Source organism: Planococcus sp. CAU13, from assembly GCF_000775575.1.
GTDB lineage: Bacteria > Bacillota > Bacilli > Bacillales_A > Planococcaceae > Planococcus.
In genome coordinates this window covers 1-24,419 of sequence record NZ_JRGN01000341.1, presented here as the reverse complement: position 1 = coordinate 24,419, position 24,419 = coordinate 1, and the positions used below count along the sequence as shown (strand labels likewise).

General features: G+C 47.0%; 25 protein-coding genes. 18 read left to right on the top strand and 7 right to left on the bottom strand.

Annotated features, from left to right (window positions below; all coding sequences use genetic code 11):
* Positions 1 to 186: 186 nt before the first annotated feature.
* The 6 genes from gyrA to dnaA form a co-directional block, all read right to left on the bottom strand.
* A complete protein-coding gene (gene gyrA, locus KW93_RS16000) occupies positions 187 to 2,763 on the bottom strand; it encodes a DNA gyrase subunit A (protein WP_033544052.1) in 2,577 nt (858 codons plus the stop codon).
* 29 nt (positions 2,764 to 2,792) lie between these two features.
* Positions 2,793 to 4,721: a DNA topoisomerase (ATP-hydrolyzing) subunit B gene (gene gyrB, locus KW93_RS15995; RefSeq protein ID WP_033544051.1), complete on the bottom strand. Its 1,929-nt coding sequence runs from the start codon at positions 4,719 to 4,721 to the stop codon at positions 2,793 to 2,795.
* A gap of 178 nt (positions 4,722 to 4,899) precedes the next feature.
* Positions 4,900 to 6,012 carry a DNA replication/repair protein RecF gene (recF, locus tag KW93_RS15990; protein WP_033544050.1) on the bottom strand — a complete coding sequence of 371 codons (1,113 nt, stop codon included), beginning with the start codon at positions 6,010 to 6,012 and terminating at the stop codon, positions 4,900 to 4,902.
* Entirely contained in the window at positions 6,002 to 6,241 is a 240-nt protein-coding gene (yaaA, locus tag KW93_RS15985) for a S4 domain-containing protein YaaA (RefSeq protein ID WP_033544049.1), read from the bottom strand. Before yaaA ends, recF begins: the two co-directional genes overlap by 11 nt.
* Before the next feature lie 108 nt (positions 6,242 to 6,349).
* A complete protein-coding gene (dnaN, locus tag KW93_RS15980) occupies positions 6,350 to 7,486 on the bottom strand; it encodes a DNA polymerase III subunit beta (RefSeq protein WP_033544048.1) in 1,137 nt (378 codons plus the stop codon).
* 174 nt (positions 7,487 to 7,660) lie between these two features.
* Positions 7,661 to 9,004: a chromosomal replication initiator protein DnaA gene (dnaA, locus tag KW93_RS15975; protein ID WP_033544047.1), complete on the bottom strand. Its 1,344-nt coding sequence runs from the start codon at positions 9,002 to 9,004 to the stop codon at positions 7,661 to 7,663.
* A gap of 482 nt (positions 9,005 to 9,486) precedes the next feature.
* Here dnaA and rpmH point away from each other — a divergent pair, with 482 nt between their 5' ends.
* The 15 genes from rpmH (at position 9,487) to KW93_RS15900 (ending at position 22,457) form a co-directional block, all read left to right on the top strand.
* Positions 9,487 to 9,624, top strand: a complete 138-nt coding sequence (gene rpmH / locus KW93_RS15970; protein ID WP_033544046.1) for a 50S ribosomal protein L34 — start codon at positions 9,487 to 9,489, stop codon at positions 9,622 to 9,624.
* A 119-nt stretch (positions 9,625 to 9,743) separates the two neighbouring features.
* Positions 9,744 to 10,085 (top strand): ribonuclease P protein component, encoded by a 342-nt coding sequence (gene rnpA / locus KW93_RS15965; RefSeq protein ID WP_033544045.1) that lies wholly within the window; start codon positions 9,744 to 9,746, stop codon positions 10,083 to 10,085.
* Between the two features lie 60 nt (positions 10,086 to 10,145).
* A complete protein-coding gene (gene yidC, locus KW93_RS15960; protein ID WP_033544044.1) occupies positions 10,146 to 10,934 on the top strand; it encodes a membrane protein insertase YidC in 789 nt (262 codons plus the stop codon).
* Positions 10,931 to 11,692, top strand: coding sequence for an RNA-binding cell elongation regulator Jag/EloR (gene jag, locus KW93_RS15955; RefSeq protein ID WP_033544043.1), 762 nt, complete (start codon positions 10,931 to 10,933; stop codon positions 11,690 to 11,692). The genes yidC and jag overlap by 4 nt, the downstream gene beginning before the upstream one ends.
* A gap of 251 nt (positions 11,693 to 11,943) precedes the next feature.
* Complete coding sequence (gene mnmE / locus KW93_RS15950) at positions 11,944 to 13,329, top strand: tRNA uridine-5-carboxymethylaminomethyl(34) synthesis GTPase MnmE (RefSeq protein WP_033544042.1); 1,386 nt, start codon at positions 11,944 to 11,946, stop codon at positions 13,327 to 13,329.
* A gap of 22 nt (positions 13,330 to 13,351) precedes the next feature.
* Entirely contained in the window at positions 13,352 to 15,241 is a 1,890-nt protein-coding gene (mnmG, locus tag KW93_RS15945; RefSeq protein WP_033544041.1) for a tRNA uridine-5-carboxymethylaminomethyl(34) synthesis enzyme MnmG, read from the top strand.
* A gap of 133 nt (positions 15,242 to 15,374) precedes the next feature.
* Complete coding sequence (gene rsmG / locus KW93_RS15940) at positions 15,375 to 16,088, top strand: 16S rRNA (guanine(527)-N(7))-methyltransferase RsmG (RefSeq protein ID WP_033544040.1); 714 nt, start codon at positions 15,375 to 15,377, stop codon at positions 16,086 to 16,088.
* Between the two features lie 103 nt (positions 16,089 to 16,191).
* On the top strand, positions 16,192 to 17,052 hold the full coding sequence (noc, locus tag KW93_RS15935) for a nucleoid occlusion protein (RefSeq protein ID WP_033544039.1): 861 nt from the start codon (positions 16,192 to 16,194) through the stop codon (positions 17,050 to 17,052).
* Positions 17,053 to 17,204: 152 nt separating this feature from the next.
* The gene (locus tag KW93_RS15930) at positions 17,205 to 17,966 is read left to right on the top strand and encodes a ParA family protein (protein WP_033544038.1); all 762 of its coding nucleotides are present in this window, start codon (positions 17,205 to 17,207) and stop codon (positions 17,964 to 17,966) included.
* Positions 17,959 to 18,792 (top strand): ParB/RepB/Spo0J family partition protein, encoded by an 834-nt coding sequence (locus tag KW93_RS15925; protein WP_033544037.1) that lies wholly within the window; start codon positions 17,959 to 17,961, stop codon positions 18,790 to 18,792. The genes KW93_RS15930 and KW93_RS15925 overlap by 8 nt, the downstream gene beginning before the upstream one ends.
* A 107-nt stretch (positions 18,793 to 18,899) precedes the next feature.
* A complete protein-coding gene (locus tag KW93_RS15920; RefSeq protein WP_033544036.1) occupies positions 18,900 to 19,616 on the top strand; it encodes a DUF554 domain-containing protein in 717 nt (238 codons plus the stop codon).
* A 39-nt stretch (positions 19,617 to 19,655) separates the two neighbouring features.
* Positions 19,656 to 20,552, top strand: a complete 897-nt coding sequence (locus KW93_RS15915; RefSeq protein ID WP_033544054.1) for a mechanosensitive ion channel family protein — start codon at positions 19,656 to 19,658, stop codon at positions 20,550 to 20,552.
* Positions 20,553 to 20,574: 22 nt separating this feature from the next.
* Positions 20,575 to 20,775 (top strand): DUF951 domain-containing protein, encoded by a 201-nt coding sequence (locus KW93_RS15910; protein ID WP_033544035.1) that lies wholly within the window; start codon positions 20,575 to 20,577, stop codon positions 20,773 to 20,775.
* 87 nt (positions 20,776 to 20,862) lie between these two features.
* Entirely contained in the window at positions 20,863 to 21,963 is a 1,101-nt protein-coding gene (gene ychF, locus KW93_RS15905; RefSeq protein WP_033544053.1) for a redox-regulated ATPase YchF, read from the top strand.
* 119 nt (positions 21,964 to 22,082) lie between these two features.
* Positions 22,083 to 22,457 carry a gamma-glutamylcyclotransferase family protein gene (locus KW93_RS15900; protein ID WP_033544034.1) on the top strand — a complete coding sequence of 125 codons (375 nt, stop codon included), beginning with the start codon at positions 22,083 to 22,085 and terminating at the stop codon, positions 22,455 to 22,457.
* Between the two features lie 28 nt (positions 22,458 to 22,485).
* On the opposite strand, the gene KW93_RS15895 is transcribed toward KW93_RS15900, so the two are convergent.
* Positions 22,486 to 23,049 carry a DUF3267 domain-containing protein gene (locus KW93_RS15895; protein ID WP_033544033.1) on the bottom strand — a complete coding sequence of 188 codons (564 nt, stop codon included), beginning with the start codon at positions 23,047 to 23,049 and terminating at the stop codon, positions 22,486 to 22,488.
* A gap of 167 nt (positions 23,050 to 23,216) precedes the next feature.
* Here KW93_RS15895 and rpsF point away from each other — a divergent pair, with 167 nt between their 5' ends.
* Genes rpsF through rpsR form a run of 3 tightly spaced genes read left to right on the top strand, consistent with a single transcriptional unit; the run spans position 23,217 to position 24,324 of the window.
* Positions 23,217 to 23,504, top strand: a complete 288-nt coding sequence (gene rpsF, locus KW93_RS15890) for a 30S ribosomal protein S6 (RefSeq protein ID WP_033544032.1) — start codon at positions 23,217 to 23,219, stop codon at positions 23,502 to 23,504.
* A 53-nt stretch (positions 23,505 to 23,557) separates the two neighbouring features.
* Positions 23,558 to 24,037: a single-stranded DNA-binding protein gene (gene ssb, locus KW93_RS15885; RefSeq protein WP_033544031.1), complete on the top strand. Its 480-nt coding sequence runs from the start codon at positions 23,558 to 23,560 to the stop codon at positions 24,035 to 24,037.
* Between the two features lie 50 nt (positions 24,038 to 24,087).
* Positions 24,088 to 24,324, top strand: coding sequence for a 30S ribosomal protein S18 (gene rpsR, locus KW93_RS15880; protein ID WP_006830564.1), 237 nt, complete (start codon positions 24,088 to 24,090; stop codon positions 24,322 to 24,324).
* Positions 24,325 to 24,419: the final 95 nt, after the last annotated feature.

Genomic DNA, 24,419 nt, shown 5'->3' with positions numbered 1-24,419 from the left:
GCCGCTCTCATTGGCGACTTTATAAATATAACATGTCTGACAAGCTGCGTCAACCCAAAACTTCAAAAGCTTTCAATTTGGCCGATTTGTTTTCAGCAATTATTTTTCAGCGTAATTGCAAAATAATTGCGTCAATAAAAACCGGCAAAAAAAGAACCCGCAAAATTTTCAGCGGGTTCCCAAAATTTATTCTTCGTCTTCTTCAGGCATTTCTTCAACCTTTTCTTCTTCGTCGTTAAGCACGATTTCATCTTTGGCATAAACGTCTGCTTCGGCACTTTCTTCTATAAGAAGATCGTCAACATCGCCTTCAGTTGTTTCTTCAGGCAAATCAATATCTTTCTTCACTTTCGCGACAGTCGCCACAATTTCGTCTTCGCCCAGACGGATCAGACGGACGCCTTGAGTGCTTCGGCCGGTGATGGAGATATCATTGACATCCATACGGATCAGAACACCGTTTACTGTTATCAGCATGATATCTTCTGTGCCACTAACAGTGCGAACTGCTACGAGCGGTCCATTCTTATCAGTGATCTGGCATGTTTTGATACCCATACCGCCACGGGACTGCACACGGTATTCGGCTTCTTTTGTCTGTTTGCCGTAACCGTTCTCCGTAATGACCAGAACATTGTCTTCAGGATCCAATATTTCCATGCCGACGACCTGGTCGCCTTCACGAAGCCGAATCCCGCGGACGCCGCTTGCTGTGCGTCCCATGCTGCGGATATCTGTTTCCGGGAACCGGATCAATGCGCCGTTACGGGTTCCGATAACCATTTCTTTCGTGCCGTCTGTCAGTTTGACTGAAATCAGCTCATCTTCCTCACGCAGGCCAATGGCAATCAACCCGTTCTGGCGGATGTTGGCGAAATTCGTTACCGGCGTGCGTTTGCTGATACCGTCACGGGTGGTGAAGAAGAAGAAAGCATCTTCTTTGAATTCTTCGACGCGAATTACTGCCGTGACTTTTTCGTCTTTGCCGATTTCCAAAAGGTTCACCAAAGGTAAGCCTTTTGCCGTACGGCCATATTCAGGAATCTGGTAGCCTTTTTTGCGGTAGACTTTCCCTTTACTCGTGAAGAACAGGATCGTGTCATGAGTAGAGGTATATAGAAGATGTTCAACAAAATCGTCTTCATTAGTACCCATTCCCTGTACGCCGCGTCCCCCGCGTTTCTGGCTGCGGTAAGTGTTTGCAGGCAAACGTTTGATATAGCCGTTGTGAGTCAGGGTCAGAACTGAATCTTCACGCGGGATCAAATCTTCATCCTCGAACATTTCAGTGCCGCCTGTTGTGATTTCCGTTCTTCTTTCATCGCCGAAGCGCTCTTTGATCTCCGTCATTTCCTCACGGATGATTTCAACGATCCGGTGATCATTCGCCAGGATTTCACGAAGATCTTCAATCAATTTCACTAATCCTTGGTATTCATCTTCTATCTTATCGCGCTCCAGACCTGTCAGGCGCTGAAGGCGCATATCAAGGATCGCCTGTGATTGGCGTTCTGAAAGGTTAAAGTCGTTCATCAGACCATTGCGGGCTTCTTCGGCCGTCTGAGATCCACGGATCAATGCAATAATGGCATCGATATGGTCAAGCGCAATGCGTAATCCTTCAAGGATATGCGCGCGGTCTTCCGCTTTTTGTAAATCGAATTGCGTACGGCGGCGGATAACCACTTTTTGATGTTCCAAATAATGGAATAAAACTTCGCGCAAACTTAAAACTTTCGGATGTCCATCTACAAGAGCCAGCATGTTGATACCGAAACTTGTCTGCATTGCCGTCTGCTTGTATAAGTTATTCAGAAGCACATTGGCGCTTGCATCGCGGCGAACTTCGATAACGACGCGCATACCGTTGCGGTCAGATTCATCGCGCAAATCTGTAATGCCGTCGATTTTCTTATCGCGCACCAATTCAGCAATTTTTTCAATCAAACGGGCTTTATTGACCTGGAATGGCAATTCATGGATCAGAATCGTTTCGCGGCCATTCGGTTTAGTTTCAATTTCTACTACGGAACGGATCATCACCGATCCTTTACCTGTTTCGTAAGCACGGCGGATACCGCTCCGCCCCAGAATAATACCGCCTGTCGGGAAATCAGGTCCCGCCATATGTTCAAGGAGCTCTTCCGTTGTGATAGCTGGATTTTCCGCCAGTGCAAGCACAGCATCGATTGTTTCCCCGAGGTTATGGGGAGGAATATTCGTAGCCATACCTACGGCAATACCGGAAGTTCCGTTTACCAGCAGGTTCGGGAAACGGGCTGGAAGAACGACCGGCTCTTTTTCCTGGCCGTCGTAGTTTTCTCTGTAGTCAATCGTATTCTTATTCAGGTCACGCAACAGTTCCATCGCGATCTTCGACATTCTTGACTCGGTATAACGCATGGCAGCTGCCGCGTCTCCGTCCACAGAACCGAAGTTTCCGTGTCCATCAACAAGCATGTAGCGGTAGCTGAAATCCTGCGCCATCCGTACCATCGTCTCGTAAACTGCGCTGTCGCCGTGCGGGTGGTATTTGCCGATTACATCCCCGACGATACGTGCGGATTTTTTATAGGCTTTATCGGAAGTGATTCCGAGATCGAACATCGAATAAAGAATGCGGCGATGGACCGGTTTCAACCCATCACGAACATCGGGCAAGGCACGGGAAACGATAACGCTCATCGCATAGTCCAAAAAAGATGTGCGCATTTCCGTGCTTATGTTTATTTCTTCAACTCCACTGCTAGGCCTTTCCGCCATTTCCGCAGCCTCCTCTCACCTGTATCACCTTAGACATCCAAATTCTTAACATAACGTGCGTTTTCTTCGATGAAATTCCGACGAGGTTCCACGTCATCTCCCATAAGAATATGGAAAGTTTCATCTGCCGTCATGGCATCGTTCAATGTAACCTGAAGCAATGTGCGGACATCCGGATCCATTGTCGTATCCCAAAGCTGCTCGGCATTCATCTCACCAAGCCCTTTATAGCGCTGGACGTTCGGTTTTGGATTGCTCGACAGATTTTCCAAGGCGTCTTTCAATTGTGCATCTGTATAAACATACTCAACATGCTTGCCTTGTTTAATCTGGAATAAAGGCGGCTGAGCGATGTAGATATAGCCTGCTTCGATCAACGGCCTCATATAGCGGAAGAAGAATGTTAAAAGCAGCGTACGGATGTGTGCGCCGTCGACATCGGCGTCGGTCATGATGACGACTTTGTGATAGCGGGCTTTTTCAATATTGAACTCTTCCCCGATACCGGTTCCGAGTGCTGTGATGATATTGCGGATCTCTGCGTTTGATAAAATTTTATCCAAACGGGCTTTTTCAACGTTCAAAATTTTACCGCGCAATGGCAGGATCGCCTGGAAATGGCGGTCACGGCCAGATTTTGCCGAACCTCCCGCTGAGTCACCCTCAACAATGTAGATTTCACTGATTTTCGGATCGCGAGAAGAACAGTCCGCCAGTTTGCCGGGCAGGCTTGAAACTTCCAGCACCGATTTACGGCGTGTAAATTCGCGCGCTTTTTTGGCAGCCAGTCGCGCATGTGAAGCCATAATGCCTTTTTCAACTATTTTTCTTGCTACAGCTGGATTTTCAAGCATGAACCGCTCAAATCCGCCGGTGAACAAGTTATTGACAATGGTGCTGACTTCGGTGTTGCCCAGTTTCGTTTTCGTTTGCCCTTCGAATTGAGGATCAGGGTGTTTAACAGAAATGATGGCCGTCAACCCTTCCCTTACGTCATCCCCGGTCAAGTTCACATCTGCATCTTTCAGCATGCCGTTTTTGCGACCATAATCATTGATGACACGCGTCAACGCCGTCTTAAAGCCGGATTCGTGTGTTCCGCCTTCGTGAGTATTGATGTTGTTCGCAAATGAAAAGATGTTCGCTGCGTAGCCGGCATTATACTGCATAGCCACTTCAACGTTGATGCCTTCTCTTTCCGCTTCCACGAAAATCGCTTCTTCATGGATCGGATCTTTTGTTTTATTTAAATGTTCGACGTAGGATTTGATCCCGCCCTCGAAATGGTAAGTCTTCTCTTTTTCTTCGCCGTCGCGCTCATCGGCAACGATGATTTTCAGGCCTTTATTCAAATAGGCAAGTTCGCGCAAACGGTGGTCGAGAATGTCGAATTCATAGACAGTCGTTTCCTTGAAGATGTCGCCGTCCGCTTTGAAGCGGATGGTCGTTCCTGTATGGTCGGATTCACCGATGACATTCAATTCCTCCGTCACCGCTCCGCGTTCGAATTTGATGTAATGGCGCTTTGAATCACGGTTAACGTAAACTTCCGTAACCTCCGACAAAGCGTTTACAACTGACGCACCCACTCCGTGAAGCCCGCCGGACACTTTGTATCCGCCGCCGCCAAATTTACCGCCGGCATGCAGTACCGTCATGATGACTTCGACCGCCGGGCGCCCCATTTTTTCCTGCATATCGACCGGAATCCCGCGTCCGTTATCTTCGACACGAATCCAGTTGTCCTGTTCAATAGTCACTTTGATCTCGTCGCAATGACCGGCAAGTGCTTCATCGATACTGTTATCGACAATTTCCCATACTAAATGGTGAAGGCCCCGTGAGCCTGTCGAACCGATATACATCCCCGGTCTTTTGCGGACTGCTTCCAATCCTTCCAGAACCTGGATTTGATTGGCGCCATACGATTGCTTTAGTTCGTTTTCTTCCATAGCCATTCCATTCACCTGCTCTTCCTTACAACATTTCTGTTTCCCATAGCACACTGTAATTGACTGTAATTCAAATTTTTCTCATTAGAAGCCGCTGCCGCACAAAAACGCCGCCATATACAATAAATGCCCGATGACGGCCTGACGTTCAGCTATTCGGATAAATTTTGCAGCTGTTTCCTATTCACTCTTTGACCGTGCCTTTTGTTACTTCAAAGAGGCGGGCACTTTGAATCGTTTCATGCTGGATGCCGTCGACACTGGTCGTGGTTACAAAAGTCTGGACCGAACCGCGTATCGTATTGAGCAGATGGGACTGGCGGTAATCATCCAGTTCCGACAACACATCGTCCAGCAATAAAACCGGAGGCTCTCCCACTTCCTGTTTGATCAGCTCGATTTCAGCCAATTTCAAAGACAGGGCGGTCGTCCGCTGTTGGCCCTGTGAGCCGTAAGTCTGGACATCATAGCCATTGACGATGAATTGGAGTTCATCACGATGCGGACCGACAAGCGTTACGCCGCGGTCGATTTCCCGCTTTCTGACTTCCAGCAGTTTCTGCTGCAGAAAAGACGCCATTTCTTCGGCGCTCCAATCTGGATCCAAGCCACTGATCGGCTGGTAGCGGATTTCCAATTGCTCGAGACCGCGTGAAATTCCCTGATGGATCGGGGCTGCCCACTGTTGAAGAAGTTCCATGAAATGAAATCTTTTGCGGATAATTTTTACTGCCGCTTCTATAAATTGATCGGTATAGACATCGAACATCATGTCATTGATCGATTGTTTTCCGTAATGCTGCTTTAATATATGATTGCGCTGTTTTAAAAGTTTTTGGTAATCCAGCAGATCGTGCAGATAGACCGGTGATATCTGGCCGATTTCCATATCAATAAAGCGGCGCCGTACCTGCGGGCTGCCTTTTACAAGATGCAGATCTTCCGGAGCGAACATGACGACGTTCAACTGGCCGATATAATTACTGAGCCTGCGCTGTTCCAGGTGATTGACTTTCGCCGTTTTGCCTTTTTTGGATAAGGTGATTTCAAGCGGCAATTTGCCGTATTTACGGTACACATCAGCTTTTATTTTACCATATTCTGCATCCCAGCGTATCAATTCCTTGTCGTTGGAAGAGCGATGGGACTTGGCCATCGACAGAACATAGAGTGCTTCCATGATATTGGTCTTGCCCTGCGCGTTCTCTCCTATAAAGACATTGATTTCCGGGGAAAACGACAGTTCCAGTTTTTCGTAATTGCGGTAATCCAGGAGCTCGAGACGGTCAATCCGCATCGAAGCTCATGCCTTCGGCGATTACGATGCGGAATTCCCCCACTTCTGGAATCGATACGGTATCTTCCGGACGCAGCTTTTTGCCTCTGCGGTTTTCCGGTTCTCCATTGACGAAAACTTCGTGTTCACTGAGGAACCATTTCGCCATTCCACCCGAACTGATCGTATCTGTCATTTTCAGTAATTGGCCCAATGTTATAAATTCCGTCTCAATACCGATTTCTTTCAAAATGCACTCATCCTTCTGTTTGTAGTCTATCCCTTTATTTTACCCTAAATACCCCCAAAAGTAAAAGAGGATAGCCTGTATGGGCTATCCTGAGGTGCTGATGGGTGTTTAATATGTTCGGACAGGAAGAATAAGCTGAAGAATCGAATCGTCCAGCGCCGATTTCAGAACGAACGGACGCATGGCACCTGTGAACTGAATAACGACATCCTGACCATCAATCGCTTTCAGCGCATCCATCATGAATTTCGCGCTGAATGAGATTTTCAGGTCTTCTCCTTCTATACTCTGTGCCTGAAGCTGCTCTTCGACTTTTCCGACTTCCGGAGAATTGGAAGAAACTTCAACATCATTTCCTTCTGATGCAGAAAAACGCACCACATTATTGCGTTCTTCGCGTGCGAGTAACGAAGCGCGGTCAATTGACTGCAGCAAAGAACGGCCGTTTACGGTAACAGTCGTTTTATATTCGGAAGGAATCAAACGGGATGTATCCGGATAATTGCCTTCTAGAAGCCGTGAGAAGAACAGAATATGCTTCGATTTGAAAAGCACCTGCTGATTGGTCATGACGATTTCAACCGGTTCTGATGTATCATCAAGAATTTTGTTCAGCTCATTCAGGCTTTTTCCTGGAATAACGACACTGTATTCGCCTTCCGGAAGTGTTTCCAAAGTCGTTTTGCGGCGTGCAAGGCGGTGGCTGTCAGTAGCGACGCAGACCAATTGCCCTTCTTTGACTTCCCAGTGGACGCCTGTCAATACAGGACGCGTTTCAGAACTGGATACCGCAAATACCGTTTCCCGGTTGATTGTCTTCAATAGATCCGCTGGAATGGTAAACAGCCGGTCATCCTGGATTTCAGGAAGCTGCGGATAATCCATTGCATCCAGCCCTATTAAATGGAACTCGGATTTGCCTGAGCGAATATGAGTCTGGAAGTTTCCGGTGATTTCGATTTCAACATCATTGGTCGGCAGTTTACGGATGATTTCCCCGAATACTTTTGCCTGGAGAACAATGCTTCCTCCCTGTGCGACACGGATGATCTGTTCGCCGTCTTCTTCAGCCGGGATGAATGTCTGGATGGTGATATCGGAGTCACTGCCCGTCAATCTCATTCCTTCAGCAGAAACGTCCATTTTGATCCCTGTCAGAATCGGAATGGTTGTTTTTGAACTGACTGCTTTCATTACATCGTTTAATCCTTCAACTAACCGTTCACGCATTATCTCGAATTTCATTCTCGAACCTCGCTTATATATATATTTTGTTTAAAGCTTTTAAAGTAATAATAGTAGTAGGGCCTGTGAATATGTGGATAAGCCCCTTTTTCTGAATCAGAACGGGTTATCCACATGTAGATAAGGTGTGTGTAAGCGTCTGCGTAAAACCGCCGCTTATCCACAGCCTTTTTTTTATTTCGTGAGTGCTTTTTTGATGTCCTGGACGTCCTGCTGGAGCTGCTGGTTGTCTTTCAGCATCGTCGAGATTTTTTCGTGGGCATGAATCACCGTTGTATGGTCGCGTCCCCCGAATTCTTCCCCGATTTTAGGCAATGAAAAATCAGTGAGCTCCCTGGAAAGGTACATGGCCACCTGTCTTGGATAAGCGATGTCTTTCGTCCGGCGCTTTGTCTTGAAATCTTCCAGTTTTACATTGAATTGATCGCCGACGGCATGCTGAATATCCAGAATCGTGATGACTTTCGGTTTGGCGTTCGGCATGATGTCCTTCAGCGCTTCTGCTGCAAGTTCGGCACTCATATCGCGGTTGATCAGCGACGAATACGCCACAACGCGAATCAAAGCCCCTTCAAGTTCGCGGATATTCGAATCGATGGAATTGGCGATATACGTCATGACATCGTTCGGGATATCGAGGCCATCCGCTTTCGCTTTCTTGCGCAGGATCGCAATGCGCGTTTCCAGGTCCGGCGGTGTAATATCCGTGATGAGTCCCCATTCGAAACGTGACCGCAGGCGGTCTTCCAGTGTCGGGATCTCTTTTGGTGGCCGGTCACTGGAGATGATGATCTGTTTGGATTCTTCGTGCAGTGTATTAAAGGTATGGAAAAATTCTTCCTGTGTCTGCTCTTTGCCGGCCAAAAATTGAATATCATCAATCAAAAGAATGTCGACACTCCGGTATTTATTGCGGAAATCGACGGTCTGGTTATCACGGATGGAGTTGATGAATTCGTTTGTAAATTTCTCCGACGACAAATAAACCACTTTGGCATTCGGGTTGTGTTCGAGGACATAATGTCCGATGGCGTGCATGAGGTGGGTCTTGCCAAGTCCTACGCCCCCGTAGATAAACAGCGGATTATATGCTTTTGCGGGAGCTTCGGCCACTGCAAGAGATGCAGCATGCGCGAAACGGTTGCCTGACCCAATTACAAACGTATCGAAAGTGTATTTGGGGTTAAGCATTCCCGGCAAAAACTCCTGCTGGTCATTCTGGCCCGGCTTAATGCGGGGTGCTGGAAGCTGAAAATCGTCCATGTCCTGATCTTTGGGCACAACAAATTTTATCAGCAGATCGTCGCCTGTCAGATCCGAAAGAATCCCCGTTATCAAATGGACGTAATGGTTTTCCAACCAGTCGCGCGCAAAGGAATTCGGAGCGGATATGGTGACAGTATCGCCCTGATAAGACAAAAGTTTTGTTGATTTTAACCATGTTTCAAAACTCGGTTTGGAGATTTTGGTTTCAACTTGGGCTAAGACACTCGACCAGATTTCGTCTAAGTGTTCCAATAGCTCTTCTCCTTTATATGTAAAATATTTTTTAAGTATATCATACACAAAGCCACAGCTTGTGGATAACATTCGTGAACAGGCTGGTGAATAACTATCCACACCTTACCCACAGATTGTGGATAAGTATTTTGCTATAAAAATTATCAACAAGTGAAAACAAGTTAATGTTACCAAAAATATGTAGACAATACAAGAGGTTCTTTCACTTATCCACATAACCGGAACAGCGCACAATGGAGCTATCCACATGCCGTTCCTATGTGCGGAACTTGTAGATAAGGGGTGTGGATAATTATTTTACAGAAAAAAATACTGCACAGCAAATCCGGAAAAAAATTTGGGGGATGTGGATAACATTATTATCAAAGAATAGTTGGACTGAGAATAAGATATTGACATTTGATACGGCCATCCATTATAATAGTCGAGACTGTCTTTAAGAAAAATAGTTAACTCTCATTTCAGGAGGTGTCACATATATGACATTGCGCACATACCAACCAAATAAACGTAAACACAGCAAAGTACACGGCTTCAGAGCACGTATGAGCACGAAAAACGGACGCCGCGTTATCGCAGCACGCCGTCGTAAAGGAAGAAAAGTATTATCAGCTTAAGTCCACTGACCGCATCAGTGGTCTTTTTTTTGGAGAAAAGCGGAAACGGCCGTTCAGCGACGGCAACTATCTATAATAACTGCACTTCCTTATATACAGCCGAATAAGCAGGTGAAAACATGAACAAGCATCAACGGATCAAGAAGGACAAAGAATTCCAGAAGGTATTCAAGCAAGGCAAGTCATTCGCGAATCGCCAATTCATTGTATATGTACTGAAAAGCGAGCAGCCTGAATTCAGGATCGGCTTATCGGTCAGCAAGAAAGTCGGCAACGCAGTGACGAGAAACCGCATCAAACGGTATATCAGGCAGGCTTTCCTGGAAATGAAGGAAGAGCTGGCGCCGGATGCCGATTATGTTATCATCGCCCGGCAACAGGCGGCCAAATTGGATTTTCACGAAAGTAAGAAAAGCTTGCAGCATGTATTAAAAATTGCCCGCGCACTGCCAAAGAAGTAGAAAGCGCATCCAGGGGAATGTTACTATAGAAGTAATTAGAAATAGTTTGGGGGAAGAAGCTTGAATAAGCGTAATTTATTGCTCATTATGCTGATTGGTGCTGCCTTATTATTGGCCGGCTGTACTGAGTTTGATCAGCCGATCAGCAGCGACAGCGAAGGATTCTGGAATAAATTTATCGTCTGGCCATTAGTATCGGCCATTACGTATTTTAAAGACTTGCTCGGCACTTACGGATTAGGGATTATTGCCGTAACGATCATCATCCGTTTGGTAATGCTGCCTTTGATGATTAAACAGACGAAAAGTTCCAAGCGTATGCAGGAAATCCAGCCGGAACTTGCGAAGCTTAAAGAAAAATACAAATCAAAAGACGCTGTGACCCAGCAGAAATATCAGCAGGAAATGATGGCCATGTTCCAGGAACGCGGAGTCAACCCGATGGCGGGATGTCTTCCTGTATTGATCCAGATGCCGGTGCTGATCGGTTTTTACCACGCAATCAGCCGAATGAACAGCACGCCTGAGATCGATCTTGGGGCATTCCTTATTTTCCCGCTGGCGGAGCCGAGTATTATACTGGCGATCATCGCAGGTGTGATGCAGTTTGTTGTGTTGAAGACAGGTCCGGCAATGGACAATCCGCAGATGAGAATCATGATGTACTTCATGCCTGTCATGATCATCGGCTTCGGTATTATACTTCCTTCAGCATTGACGCTGTATTGGGTAATCGGAAATATCATTTCATTGATCCAGAACATGTTTATCTACCGTCCTTGGGAAAAGAAAGAAGTCAAAGAAGTGCAACAGCCTGTTAAAACGAAAGCAGGAGGGGCTAGAAAGTGAAACAGATTACGCAGACGGGTCTAACTGTTGAAAACGCGATAACTGAAGCATTGAAAAAACTCCAAGTTACACGTGAAGAAGTGACCATCAACGTAATTCAGCAAGAGAAAAAAGGATTTTTGGGATTTGGCGCAAAACAGGCAGAAGTCGAAGTGACGGTGAACGAACCGGAACTGAAATTGCCGCAAAGCGAAGAAAAACCGGAAATTCCTGTTGTAACGGAAAAAGTCGTTGAAACAGTCGCTGAAAAAGAGGGAGAAGAGGAAGCAGCCGGTGATGAGCCGGAAAAATCCCTCCCTTCAAATGATGAGGCAATTGAAGAAACGAAAAAATACCTGCAGGAAATTGCCAAGGAAATGGGCATCGAAGATTTATCGATCAGCCATAGCGTAAAAGGCAAGCAGGCCAGTTTTTATCTGGAAAGCGAAAAAGTGGCGATGCTGATCGGAAAAAGAGGGCATACTTTGAATTCGCTTCAGCAATTGGCTCAGTTGGTGGCCAATAAATACGCCAATAATTTCATGATGGTCGAACTGGATGCCGAGAATTACCGCGAACGGCGGCAGGAAACGCTGGAACAGCTGGCGGACCGGATGGCCGATAAAGCGATCCGCACCGGCAGCCGTGTCCAGTTTGAACCGATGCCGTCTTATGAACGCAAAGTGATCCACCAGGCATTGTCGAGACGCCTTGATATCGACACGTATTCAGAAGGAAAAGATCCGAACCGCTACCTGGTCATTGAACCATTACGGTAAATAATCTGCAGCCCGCTTAACAAAGCGGGCTGCTTTTTTTCCGCTGCGAAGCGCTCTGTCTTTCGGTCACGGGAAATTTATGCTATTGTAATATGTTAGAAAGTCATATAATTTTCTCAGTTGTCCACATGTGGACAACTTTTTTAAAGCGCAAATTGAAATTTTATATAGATGAAAAGAGTAAATGACGGGTGTGGATAATTATTTCTGGACCTGCATTTCATTTTTCTGCACATAGAGGAGGATACATCATGGAGTTCGATACGATCGCTGCGATATCGACACCAAGCGGCGAAGGGGCGATTGCCATCGTCCGTTTGAGCGGACCGGAGGCGATTTCGATTGCCGACCGCCTGTTCCGCGCACCAAGCGGCAAAACGTTGGCCACGCAGCCGACGCATACCATACATTACGGCCATCTCGAAAATCCATGGACAGAGGAAATCGTGGAGGAAGTAATGGTTTCTTTCATGAAGGGACCGAAAACTTTTACCCGTGAAGATGTCATCGAAATCAATTGCCACGGCGGTATTACGTCAGTAAACCGCGTTCTTCAGCTCGCACTGCGCGCCGGAGCACGCCTTGCAGAGCCGGGGGAGTTCACAAAACGCGCATTTCTGAATGGGCGGATCGACCTGTCCCAGGCGGAAGCGGTCATGGATTTGATCCGTGCGAAAACTGACCGTGCGATGGATGTGGCGCTCGGACAGATGGAAGGGCGGCTGTCGAAACTGATCGGTACGCTACGCCAGGCGCTGCTGGAGTCGATTGCCCAGATGGAAGTGAATATCGATTATCCTGAATACGACGATGTCGAAGAAATGACGCGTCCGATGATGCTTGAAAAAGCGGAGTGGGTGAAAACGGAAATTGAGAAACTGCTCCAGACATCCTCCCAGGGGAAAATTCTCCGGGAAGGGCTCTCGACCGTTATCGTAGGGCGGCCGAATGTCGGAAAATCGTCGCTTCTCAACAGCCTGGTCCAGGAAAATAAAGCCATTGTCACAGAAATTGCGGGGACAACCCGTGATATAATAGAGGAATATGTCAACGTCCGCGGTGTGCCGCTTCGACTTGTGGATACAGCGGGCATCCGGGAAACGGAAGATATCGTTGAGCGCATCGGCGTTGAGCGTTCGAGGAAAGTGCTTAAGGAAGCGGATCTGATCCTTTATGTGCTGAATTACGCTGAAGCTTTGACCGGCGAAGATGCTTTATTGTTTGAGGCGGTCAAGGGAATGAATTATATTGTTGTAGTTAATAAAACCGATTTGCCGCGCCAAATCGATATGGAGCAGTTGCAGGAACTTGCAGGCGACAAATTGATGGTGACGACTTCTTTAATAGAAGAAGAAGGAATCGACCAGCTTGAACAGGCGATTGCCGATATGTTTTTTGAAGGGGAAATTGAAGCAGGGGACATGACCTACGTTTCGAATGCCCGCCATATTGCTTTATTGCATCAGGCGCACCAGACCATTTCTGACGCTATTGCGGCAGCGGAAATGGATGTGCCGGTAGATATGGTCCAAATAGATGTTACACGCACATGGGAAATTCTGGGGGAGATTATTGGCGACACTGCTGATGATGGACTTCTGAACCAATTATTCTCGCAGTTCTGCCTAGGGAAATAAACTTTGAAGGGAATGAACGAACATGCCACAATTTGAAGCAGGCACGTTCGACGTAATCGTTATCGGAGCGGGGCATGCAGGCGTTGAAGCTGCACTGGCATCCGCCCGCATGGGAGCAAATACGCTCGCATTGACGATGAACTTGGATATGATCGCATTTATGCCCTGCAACCCGTCCATCGGTGGACCGGCGAAAGGGATCGTTGTACGTGAAATAGACGCGCTTGGCGGAGCCATGGGACGCGTTATCGATAAAACACACATTCAGATGAGAATGCTGAATACAGCCAAAGGGCCGGCTGTGCGCGCACTTCGGGCTCAGGCTGACAAAGTGCTTTACCAGCAGGAAATGAAACGCCTGATGGAAGACGAAGAGAACCTCTCCCTTCACCAGGGCGTAGTGGAAAAACTGATTGTTGAAGACGGTGTCGTCAAAGGATTGCTGACACAGGCTGGCGGCATTTACCGTGCGAAAACCGTGATCATCACGACAGGTACATTCCTGCGCGGTGAAATCATCATCGGCGATCTCCGCTATTCGAGCGGACCGAACAATCAGCAGCCGTCCATAAAACTGGCTGAAAACCTGGAGGAGCTCGGCTTTGAAACCGTGCGTTTCAAAACCGGTACACCCCCGCGCGTCAACAGCAAAAGCATTGATTATTCGAAAACGGAAATCCAGCCGGGCGATGAAGAACCGCGCGCTTTCAGTTTCGAAACAAAAGAGTTCATCCTGGATCAATTGCCTTGCTGGCTGACCTATACGACAGCGGAAACGCATCAGATCATCGATGACAATCTTCATTTGTCTCCTATGTATTCGGGTATGGCAAAAGGGACAGGGCCGCGTTATTGCCCGTCCATCGAAGATAAGATCGTCCGTTTCAGCGACAAGCCGAGACATCAGATCTTCCTGGAGCCGGAAGGCCGCAACACCAGCGAAGTCTACGTGCAGGGGCTGTCAACAAGCCTGCCGGAACATGTTCAGCGCATGCTGTTGGAATCGATTCCGGGCCTTGAAAAAGCGGAAATGATGCGTGCGGGCTACGCCATCGAATACGATGCGATCGTACCGACGCAGCTATGGCCGACACTCGAATCGAAGCAGATTGAAAACCTCTATACTGCAGGCCAGATCAACGGAACCTCAGGTTATGAAGAGGCAGCAGGACAGGGCTTGATGGCAGGCATCAACGCTGCAGCGAAAGTGCTTGGCAAAGAAGAAGTGATCCTAAGCCGTTCAGACGCTTATATCGGTGTTCTGATCGATGACCTCGTAACAAAAGGGACAAGCGAACCATACCGGTTGCTGACGTCGCGTGCTGAATACCGCTTACTTCTGCGCCATGACAACGCAGATATGCGTTTGACGGAACTTGGCTATAAAATCGGCATGATCGATGAAGAGCGCTATGGCCGCTTTATCGAGAAAAAACAGCGCATTGAAGACGAAATTGCCCGTTTGCGCAAAGTAATGATCAAGCCAAATGAAGAAACGCAGGCGGCTGTCCGCGATGCAGGGGGCAGCGAGCTGAAGGACGGCATCCGTGCTGCTGATCTTCTGAAACGTCCGGAGATGCATTACGAAATGATTGCCAAATTGACGCAATCTGACATTGAACTGGATGAAGAGATCAAAGAGCAAGTGGAAATCCAGGTGAAGTACGAAGGCTATATCGAAAAATCACTTCAGCAAGTGGATAAACTCAAAAAAATGGAAGACAAGAAAATTCCGGATGGTATTGATTACCATGCGATTTCCGGTATTGCGACGGAAGCCAGAGGAAAACTGTCAGAAGTCAGACCTCTCTCCATCGCGCAGGCTTCCCGAATTTCAGGTGTAAATCCTGCTGACATTTCCATACTTTTGGTGTATATTGAACAAGGAAGAATTGCGAAAATTTCGGTGTAGTTTACACAGCTGAATGGTTAGCTATATAAGTTTGATTGACATAAAGCCGATTGAAAGGGCTGGGAGACACCAGCCCTTTTTACATATGATAACGAAAACATGAAGCCGATCAAAAGAGGGAGGAAGAAACAAATTGAATGAACAGCAATTTAAAGACGCCCTCAGTGAAAAAGGAATCCAGCTGGACGACCGGCAGCTGCAGCAGTTTAAAATATATTTTGATGAATTGGTTGAATGGAACGAAAAGATGAACCTGACCGCCATTACCGATCAGCCGTCGGTTTACCTCAAGCATTTTTACGATTCAATCACGGCCGCTTTCTATTTGGATTTTACAAAGCCGCTGAAACTATGTGACGTGGGAGCGGGTGCCGGATTCCCGAGCATTCCTTTGAAAATATGCTTCCCGCATATTCAGGTGACGATTGTCGATTCATTGAATAAGCGGATTCAATTCCTTAACCATTTAAGTGATAAGCTGGAACTGCAGGGGATGGAATTTGTGCACGCGCGCGCAGAAGATTTCGGCCAATCCCCGCACCGCGCCCAGTACGACCTCGTAACGGCACGCGCTGTGGCCCGGCTGTCCGTTTTGGCTGAGTTATGCGTACCGCTCGTGAAAAACGGTGGAATATTTGCTGCAATGAAAGCGGCATCCGCACCAGACGAGCTGAAAGATGCCGAAAAGGCACTTGAAAAACTCGGCGTAAAACAGGAAAGTGTCCATGCGTTTACATTGCCGGTTGAGGAAAGTGAACGTTATCTCCAAGTCTTTCGGAAGTTCAAGGAAACGCCGAAAAAATATCCGCGAAAACCGGGTATGCCGAATAAATCGCCGATTTCCTGAAAAGGGGACGGGAAATGTTTCACGTGAAACATTTGCAAAAGCAGGTATTTGAGCAGAAACAGCGAATGATGTACAAGTGAGCTTGTAAAAGGTGGTGCTGAGGATGAAAAGTCCTTTTTCACGTTTCTTCGGGGGCGGAGATAAAGAAGAGACAGGTATTGTTGAAAAACCGGTAAACGAGGCTTCTGAAGAAGTTGTCAAACTGCCGATTGATAAAGTGATTCCGAATAAATTCCAGCCAAGAACGATTTTCGATGAAGAGAAAATCGAAGAACTGGCGCGCACAATCCATATGCATGGAGTCATTCAGCCGATTGTTGTCCGCATCGATGAAGATGAAAACTATGAAATCATTGCCGGGGAGCGCCGTTTCCGGGCGATGAAATCATTGGGCTGGGAAGAAGTTCCCGCTATCGTCCGTCAATTGAGCGACAGAGAAACGGCTTCGATTGCGCTGATAGAAAACCTTCAGCGCGAAGAACTGACTGCCATTGAAGAAGCGAACGCTTATCAAAATCTGCTGGAAATCCATGAAATTACACAGGAAGCTCTGGCTCAGCGCCTTGGAAAAGGCCAGTCGACAGTATCCAATAAACTGCGGCTGCTGAAACTGCCGGAAGAACTGCAGCAGGCGCTGCTGGACCGTGTCATTACGGAACGCCACGCAAGAGTGCTGCTGCAATTAAAGGATCCGGCTGTGCAGATGAAGTTCTTTCATGAAACCATTGACCAGAACCTGAATGTGAAGCAATTGGAACTGAAAGTAAAAAACCATCTTTCTGCCGAACCGAAAAAATCCAAGCCGAAACGCAAAGCGTTCAGCCGGGATGTCCGGATTGCCATGAATACGATCAAGCAATCATTGACGATGGTCACTAAAAGCGGAATCGATGTGTCTTCCGAAGAAGAAGAGCACGACGATTATTATCAAATAACGGTAAAAATACCGAAGAAAAAATCTTAAAAGCTTTTTCCTGCGAGGGAAAGGCTTTTTTTAATCGCATTGTAATCTTTCCATAGAAATATTTTGATACAATAGAGTGACGGGGGAGGGAATAACGGCGAAAGCCCGATTTCCCGTAAAAATGAGAGAGAATAAAGAAAGTTGGTGCAGGAGTGGGTAGAACAATTGCGATCGCCAATCAGAAAGGCGGCGTAGGAAAGACGACATCTTCCGTGAACTTAAGTGCCTGCCTTGCTTATTTGGGCCAGAAAGTTCTTTTAATAGATATTGATCCGCAAGGAAACGCAACAAGTGGAGTGGGCATCAACAAAGGCGATGTTGATCAATGCATTTATGATGTAATGATTGATGATGTCGACCTCAAAGATACCATTATGGAAACGAAAGTTGAAAACCTTCACGTCGTACCTGCGACGATTTCATTGGCAGGTGCTGAAATTGAGCTGGTATCCACAATGTCCCGTGAAGTCCGCCTGAAAAATGCGCTTAAAGAAGTGAAAGGGATGTATGATTACATCATCATTGATTGCCCTCCTTCACTGGGCCTTCTGACAATCAATTCCCTGACGGCTTCAGACGCCATCATCATTCCGGTCCAATGTGAATACTATGCGCTCGAAGGATTAAGTCAATTGCTGAGCACAATCCGCCTTGTCCAGAAACATTTGAACCATGATCTGATGATTGACGGCGTGCTGCTCACTATGCTGGATGCCCGCACGAATCTGGGCATACAGGTCATCGAAGAAGTGAAAAAGTATTTCCAGGACAAAGTTTACCGTACAATCATTCCCCGGAATGTGCGCTTGAGCGAAGCGCCAAGCCATGGTGAACCGATTATCATCTATGATGCAAAATCAAAAGGCGCAGAAATGTATTTAGAACTGGCGAGGGAAGTGATTCATAATGGCTAAAGGGTTGGGCAAGGGCATCAATGCCCTGTTTCCGGGCGAAAACTTAAAGAACAATGAAGCAGTGGATCTAATCAGTATTTCCGATATTAAAGCGAATCCTTACCAGCCGCGGAAAATTTTCGATGAAGCCGCATTGCAGGAACTGGCGGAATCGATTAAAGAACACGGTATCCTGCAGCCTGTCGTCGTCAGAAAAGCGGGCAAGAAATTTGAGTTGGTAGTGGGGGAACGCCGTTTCCGGGCTGCCCAACTTGCGAAATTGAAAGAAATTCCTGCCATCACAAAAGAACTGACCGATCAGCAAATGATGGAACTTGCTATACTGGAAAACCTTCAACGGGAAGATTTGACACCGATCGAAGAAGCCGAAGCCTACCAGAAACTAATGGAGGCATTAAACCTGACACAGGAGCAATTGGCATTCCGGTTAGGGAAAAGCCGTCCACACATAGCCAACCATGTGCGTTTATTGGCATTGCCAAAAGAAGTGCGGGAGCTGATATCCGACAAGAAACTGTCGATGGGGCATGGGCGCACGCTTTTAGGCCTCCGTTCCAAGAAGCTGATTCCGGAAACTGCGGAACGAGTGGTCAAGGACAATTTGAATGTCCGTCAGTTGGAAAAACTGGTGCAGCGCATCAATGAAGATGTTCCACGTGAAACAATTGAAAAGAAGAAAGATATCTTTATAGAAGAAAAACAATCTGAACTTCGTGACCGCTTTGGTACAAACGTTCAGATTAAGAAAAACAAAAACAAGGGGAAAATAGAAATTGAGTTTTTCTCCGAAGAAGATCTGGAACGTATTTTAGAGCTGTTGAATTAACGAACCGGCACCTATTCTCCTCTGAAGGGGAATAGGTTCTGTTTTTGTGGCAGGCATTATATAATAATAAACTGGTTAAGTTTGCAGGCGGGGAAGGGGCTGGATAAATGGTTCTCTTGGGAACATTGATAAACGCAGTATTGATAATTGTGGGAACCCTTATCGGCAGAGCTCTCCGGAATATCCCGGATCGGATGAAAGAGACTGTGATGTATGCCATCGGGCTGGTTGTAGTTGTGCTCGGTTTGCAGATGGGATTTGGCAGCCAGAATTTCGTGATTGTCATCATCAGCCTTGTGCTGGGGACGGTCATTGGCGAATGGGTTGATCTCGATCAGAAACTTAATCAGCTGGGCCACTGGATTGAAGTGAAGCTTGGAGCCAGGGAAAGCAAAGGCAGCATAGCCCAGGGCTTTGTTACTGCCACCTTGATATTCGTCATTGGGGCGATGGGCGTCATCGGCGCGCTTGAAAGCGGACTGAGCAATGAACACGGCGTTTTGATTTCAAAAGGAATCATTGACGGCTTTACATCAATCGTTCTGGCATCGACGCTCGGCATCGGAGTATTGCTGGCCGCTGCGCCGGTCTTTGTATACCAGGGGTTCATTGCGCTTTTTGCGACTCAGATCAGCCTGTTGGTGCCGGAAGCGGCTCTCAATCTGTTCATCGCCGAAATGTCCGCTGTGGGCGGCGTGATGATTGCAGCCATCGGTCTGAATATGATGGGCATCACAAAAATAAGAGTGGCGAATTTATTGCCGGGAATTTTAGTTGTTGCAGCAGCCGTCACGGTCATTTACCAATTTAATTTAATGCCTTAAGGAAGTGAAACAAGAATGAAAAAAGCGTTAGAAACTGAAATGGGGATCAGTTGGGCCAGCCTGTACAGGGAAGTAAAAGGAAAGCTGATGGATGAAGAGATGTGGATCAGTCTCGGCTTTATCTTTATGAAAATCGTCCTGATCATCATCGCCGCCTACATCATCGTAATCGTTACGAGGCTGCTTATACGGAAAACCTTCTCGGTCCGCATCCGGGGACCGTTGAAATACAATGAACGCCGCCAGCAGACGCTGTCGAAACTGCTGGAAAACGTTGTTGCGTACGTGGTTTATTTTATTGCCATCATCGCCGTGCTGTCCGCGATCAAGATAGACATTACTGGACTGATCGCCGGTGCCGGGGTGCTTGGCCTTGCCGTCGGTTTCGGTGCACAGAACCTGGTGCGGGATGTCATCACCGGATTCTTCATCATTTTCGAAGACCAGTTTTCGGTCGGCGATTATGTGCGGATCGGACAGGCGGAAGGCACGGTGGAAGAAATCGGATTGCGGACGACAAAAGTCAAAGCCTGGACGGGGGAGTTGTTCATCTTCCCGAATGGCACGGTTACGGACATCGTCAATTTTTCCATCCACAATTCGATTGCAGTAGTGGATGTCAATATTTCCAATGAGTCGGATATCGCAAAAGTGGAAAGCCTGATCATGGAGTTTCTCGGAACTTTGCAGGACCGCTACGAACAGATTATCAAGCCGGCTGAATTGCTCGGTGTACAGAGTTTGACGACGACCGAAGTGGTCATGCGCATCACAGCTGAAACGCTGCCGATGCAGCATTTTGCCGTTGCCCGTAGCGTACGCCGTGATTTAAAGGAATTCCTGGATCGGCGCGGTGTTGAAATACCGTATCCGCGCATGGTGATGGTGCAGCGTTCGCCGGAAGCTTCAGGTTCGGCGGCCATAGCGAAAAAATGATAAGGACAGGGGAGAATGGACGATGGAAATGAAGGAATTCGGTTTAAATGATATCGTCGAAATGAAAAAAGGGCATCCCTGCGGTGCGAATGCCTGGAAAATCATCCGCATGGGCGCGGATATCCGCATCAAATGCGAAGGCTGCCAGCACAGCGTCATGATTCCGCGAATTGATTTCAATAAGAAAATGAAAAAAGTGCTGGTCAAAGCGGAAGCGGAATGATTAATGGACATTTCACCATTCTCTTCCTATAATAGAGTGGTTGCATTAAAATAAATCGTTTCTCAAAGAAGAAAGGTCGTGAATCCTTTGGCATTAACTGCAGGGATTGTCGGATTGCCGAACGTAGGGAAATCCACATTATTTAACGCCATAACCAAAGCGGGCGCGGAAGCCGCGAATTACCCGTTCTGTACAATAGATCCAAACGTCGGAATTGTAGAAGTTCCGGACGAACGCCTGAATAAATTGACTGAATTGGTCGAACCGAAAAAAACCATACCGACCGCTTTTGAATTCACCGATATTGCCGGCATCGTTAAAGGAGCCAGCAAAGGGGAAGGTCTTGGAAATAAATTCCTTTCGCATATCCGTGAAGTGGATGCCATCTGCCAGGTCGTACGCTGTTTCGCAGACGACAACATCACACATGTGTCAGGAAATGTCGATCCGATCTCCGATATCGAAGTCATCAACCTGGAATTGATCCTGGCTGATATGGAAAGCATTGAAAAACGCATTGCCCGCGCAGCTAAGCTTGTCAAGCAAAAAGACAAGGACGCGATCGCGGAAGAGCCTGTACTGATGAAATTGCGTGAAGCATTTGAAGATGGGAAGCTTGCCCGCTCCATCGATTTCACTGAAGATGAAATGCACATTGCAAAAAACTTGAATTTATTGACGTTAAAGCCTATGCTTTATGTTGCAAACGTTGCAGAAGATGAAATCGCTGAAGCGGACAATAATCCATTTGTGCAGGAAGTCCGGAAGTATGCCGCTGAAGATAATTCCGATGTAATCGTCGTCTGTGCGAAAATCGAGGAAGAAATGGCTGAGTTGGAAGATGAGGAAAAAGAAATGTTCCTTGAAGAACTTGGCATCAAAGAATCGGGCTTGGATCAATTGATCAAAGCATCGTACAGCTTGCTTGGCCTTGCGACATACTTTACTGCCGGCGTGCAGGAAGTTCGCGCATGGACATTCAAAAAGGGAATGAAGGCACCGCAATGTGCCGGCATTATCCACTCTGACTTCGAACGCGGTTTTATTCGCGCGGAAACAGTGGCTTATGAAGATTTAGTGGAAGCCGGTTCAATGGCTTCTGCGAAGGAAGCTGGGAAAGTTCGCCAGGAAGGCAAGGAATATCTTGTCAAAGACGGCGATGTCATGTTGTTCAGATTTAACGTGTAAGATGTCGGATGTTGCCATGGATACAATTCAAGATCACCAGGGCGACATACCGAGTCAGGAATAAAAACCAGACCGGATGCCTTTTTGCATCCGGTTTTTAATATAGGAGGAAAAATAATATGTTGTTATTTGTTTATGGAACATTGAAGACGGGTGGGAAATACCATTTCTATCTGGAAGAAGCGTCCCTGAAAGCTGAGCGGGCGATTGCAACCGGTTCACTTTACGACACGGGCCTCGGCTATCCGGCAATGAGCCTGGAAGGGACGGACCGAATTCACGGAGAAGTCTACGAAATTCCGGAAGTGCTGTGGCCGGCACTCGATTTCCTTGAAGACTGCACAGGGGATGAGGCAACCGATCTTTACGAAAAATCGGTCATTCCAGTTGAAGTCAACGGCGAAGTGCTTGAAGCCATCGTTTACCTGGCAAAAGACAAAAGCTTGCTGAAAGAGAAGATTTCAAGCGGTGTTTGGGATATTGTACATGTCTAATAGATAAAAAAGTCCCGAAGGCGCCGTGTCATTCAAGCGGCAGATCTTCGGGATCCGGATATTCATTATAAACACGAAGACGGGGCAGTACAGGATCATCAAGGATCCAGGCCTCGTCTTTTTGTTTGCGCAATTCCCGGTACATGAAAAAATCTCCGGCAGCGCCGGCAGCGAGCATGGCGCCGAGAAGAACAAGAATCTGGTCGTGGATCCAGAAACCGATAATGGTCGGGATGACAGCCGTCGTCCAAAAAGGGAGCAGCAGCACTTTGCGCATTTGTTTATTCCGGAGCGGAGCACTGCTCGTGGCATAAGCATAGCCTTTCGACAATTCCAGGCCGTATGTGAGGGATGAGAGCGGCACTTTTCCGAATATGACAAAGCCGATCAGATGGAATAATTCATGCAGAACAATTAATATGGCATAGCCGACCGTAAAATAAAGGATGCCGAAAAGTGAAAATCCAAAGGAAAGCGGCTCGGCGAACAGATGATAGGCGGCAGCAAAAGCAACGACCAGGCCAACATTGATCCAGGCAAGTTTTGTTACAATCTCTTCAAGTTTCAATTCGATAATAAAATCAGGTTTCATCGGGGCACCTCCATATAATGAAAGTATAGCGATTCCGGGATTGAAATGACAGTTGCAGCTCAGACCGGATTATGGTACAATACTGTGATGTGAGTAATATTTTTAATTGCTTGCTCCTTGCCCGCTGGAATCAGCAGGGCCCAAGTCCATAAGGAGGTGACAACACGATGAGAGAGTACGAATTAATGTACATTATTCAGCCTGCAATTGAAGAGGAAGCGAAAAAAGCGCTAGTTGAGCGTTTTGACGAAATCCTAACTTCTAACGGTGCTGAAATCATCGAGTCGAAAGAGTGGGGTAAACGTCGTTTAGCTTATGAAATCAACGATTTACGTGAAGGTTTCTACCATATCGTAAAAGTAAACGCTGGTTCTGAAGCTATCAACGAATACACACGTCTTGCGAACATTAACGAAGACATCATTCGCCACATCGCTGTACGCAAAGACGCGTAATAATCAGCCGATGGCACTGTAAATAATTTTGACTTGAAGGAGGTTGAATTCTGATGATTAACCGAGTTGTTTTAGTCGGAAGGCTTACGAAAGATCCAGATCTTCGCTATACACCAAGCGGTGCGGCGGTGGCGCGTTTCACACTTGCTGTGAACCGTACTTTCTCCAATGCGCAAGGTGAAAAGGAAGCGGATTTTATCAACTGTACTGTTTGGCGCAAACAAGCTGAAAATACAGCGAATTTCCTTAAAAAAGGGAGTTTGGCAGGTGTTGAAGGCCGCATTCAGACAGGCAGTTACGAGGGACAGGATGGCAAGCGTGTATATACGACTGAAGTGGTGGCGGACAGCGTTCAATTCCTTGAACCGCGTAGCGCCGGAGCCGGTTCAGACCGTCCACAAGGACAGCAGCCTTCATCCTATCAGCAGAACCAACCGACAAGTCAGCAAAACAATCATACCCGTGTAGACCAGGATCCATTCTCAAGCGGCAGCGGCCCGATCGAAGTATCGGACGACGATCTGCCATTCTAAGAACATTCAGGCTCAAGGCTTAAAATCCACTAAAAAGGAGGTAATTCGATATGGCACCACGTCGCGGAGGCAAAAAGCGTAAAAAGGTTTGTTATTTTACGTCAAACAACATCACGCACATCGACTATAAAGATACGGACCTGTTGAAGAAATTCATTTCTGAAAGAGGAAAAATCTTGCCACGTCGTGTTACAGGCACTAGCGCTAAATGGCAACGCAAGTTGACAATCGCTATCAAACGCTCACGTATCATGGCACTTCTACCGTTCGTAGCGGAAGAAAGATAATTAATATTCAAAAAGACCGGGAAACCGGTCTTTTTTTGTTTGTCTTTTCTCTAATCATTGCGCTCCAGGTGGACGCTTTCCGCGGGCATGGCCTG

Excerpts from the sequence above, each read along its gene's own strand:
- gyrA (WP_033544052.1), bottom strand. The coding sequence starts at position 2,763 with ATGGCGGAAAGGCCTAGCAGTGGAGTTGAAGAAATAAACATAAGCACG.
- gyrB (WP_033544051.1), bottom strand. The coding sequence starts at position 4,721 with ATGGCTATGGAAGAAAACGAACTAAAGCAATCGTATGGCGCCAATCAA.
- recF (WP_033544050.1), bottom strand. The coding sequence starts at position 6,012 with ATGCGGATTGACCGTCTCGAGCTCCTGGATTACCGCAATTACGAAAAA.
- dnaN (WP_033544048.1), bottom strand. The coding sequence starts at position 7,486 with ATGAAATTCGAGATAATGCGTGAACGGTTAGTTGAAGGATTAAACGAT.
- rpmH (WP_033544046.1), top strand. The coding sequence starts at position 9,487 with ATGACATTGCGCACATACCAACCAAATAAACGTAAACACAGCAAAGTA.
- rnpA (WP_033544045.1), top strand. The coding sequence starts at position 9,744 with ATGAACAAGCATCAACGGATCAAGAAGGACAAAGAATTCCAGAAGGTA.
- mnmE (WP_033544042.1), top strand. The coding sequence starts at position 11,944 with ATGGAGTTCGATACGATCGCTGCGATATCGACACCAAGCGGCGAAGGG.
- mnmG (WP_033544041.1), top strand. The coding sequence starts at position 13,352 with ATGCCACAATTTGAAGCAGGCACGTTCGACGTAATCGTTATCGGAGCG.
- noc (WP_033544039.1), top strand. The coding sequence starts at position 16,192 with ATGAAAAGTCCTTTTTCACGTTTCTTCGGGGGCGGAGATAAAGAAGAG.
- KW93_RS15925 (WP_033544037.1), top strand. The coding sequence starts at position 17,959 with ATGGCTAAAGGGTTGGGCAAGGGCATCAATGCCCTGTTTCCGGGCGAA.
- KW93_RS15920 (WP_033544036.1), top strand. The coding sequence starts at position 18,900 with ATGGTTCTCTTGGGAACATTGATAAACGCAGTATTGATAATTGTGGGA.
- KW93_RS15915 (WP_033544054.1), top strand. The coding sequence starts at position 19,656 with ATGGGGATCAGTTGGGCCAGCCTGTACAGGGAAGTAAAAGGAAAGCTG.
- KW93_RS15910 (WP_033544035.1), top strand. The coding sequence starts at position 20,575 with ATGGAAATGAAGGAATTCGGTTTAAATGATATCGTCGAAATGAAAAAA.
- KW93_RS15900 (WP_033544034.1), top strand. The coding sequence starts at position 22,083 with ATGTTGTTATTTGTTTATGGAACATTGAAGACGGGTGGGAAATACCAT.
- KW93_RS15895 (WP_033544033.1), bottom strand. The coding sequence starts at position 23,049 with ATGAAACCTGATTTTATTATCGAATTGAAACTTGAAGAGATTGTAACA.
- rpsF (WP_033544032.1), top strand. The coding sequence starts at position 23,217 with ATGAGAGAGTACGAATTAATGTACATTATTCAGCCTGCAATTGAAGAG.
- ssb (WP_033544031.1), top strand. The coding sequence starts at position 23,558 with ATGATTAACCGAGTTGTTTTAGTCGGAAGGCTTACGAAAGATCCAGAT.
- rpsR (WP_006830564.1), top strand. The coding sequence starts at position 24,088 with ATGGCACCACGTCGCGGAGGCAAAAAGCGTAAAAAGGTTTGTTATTTT.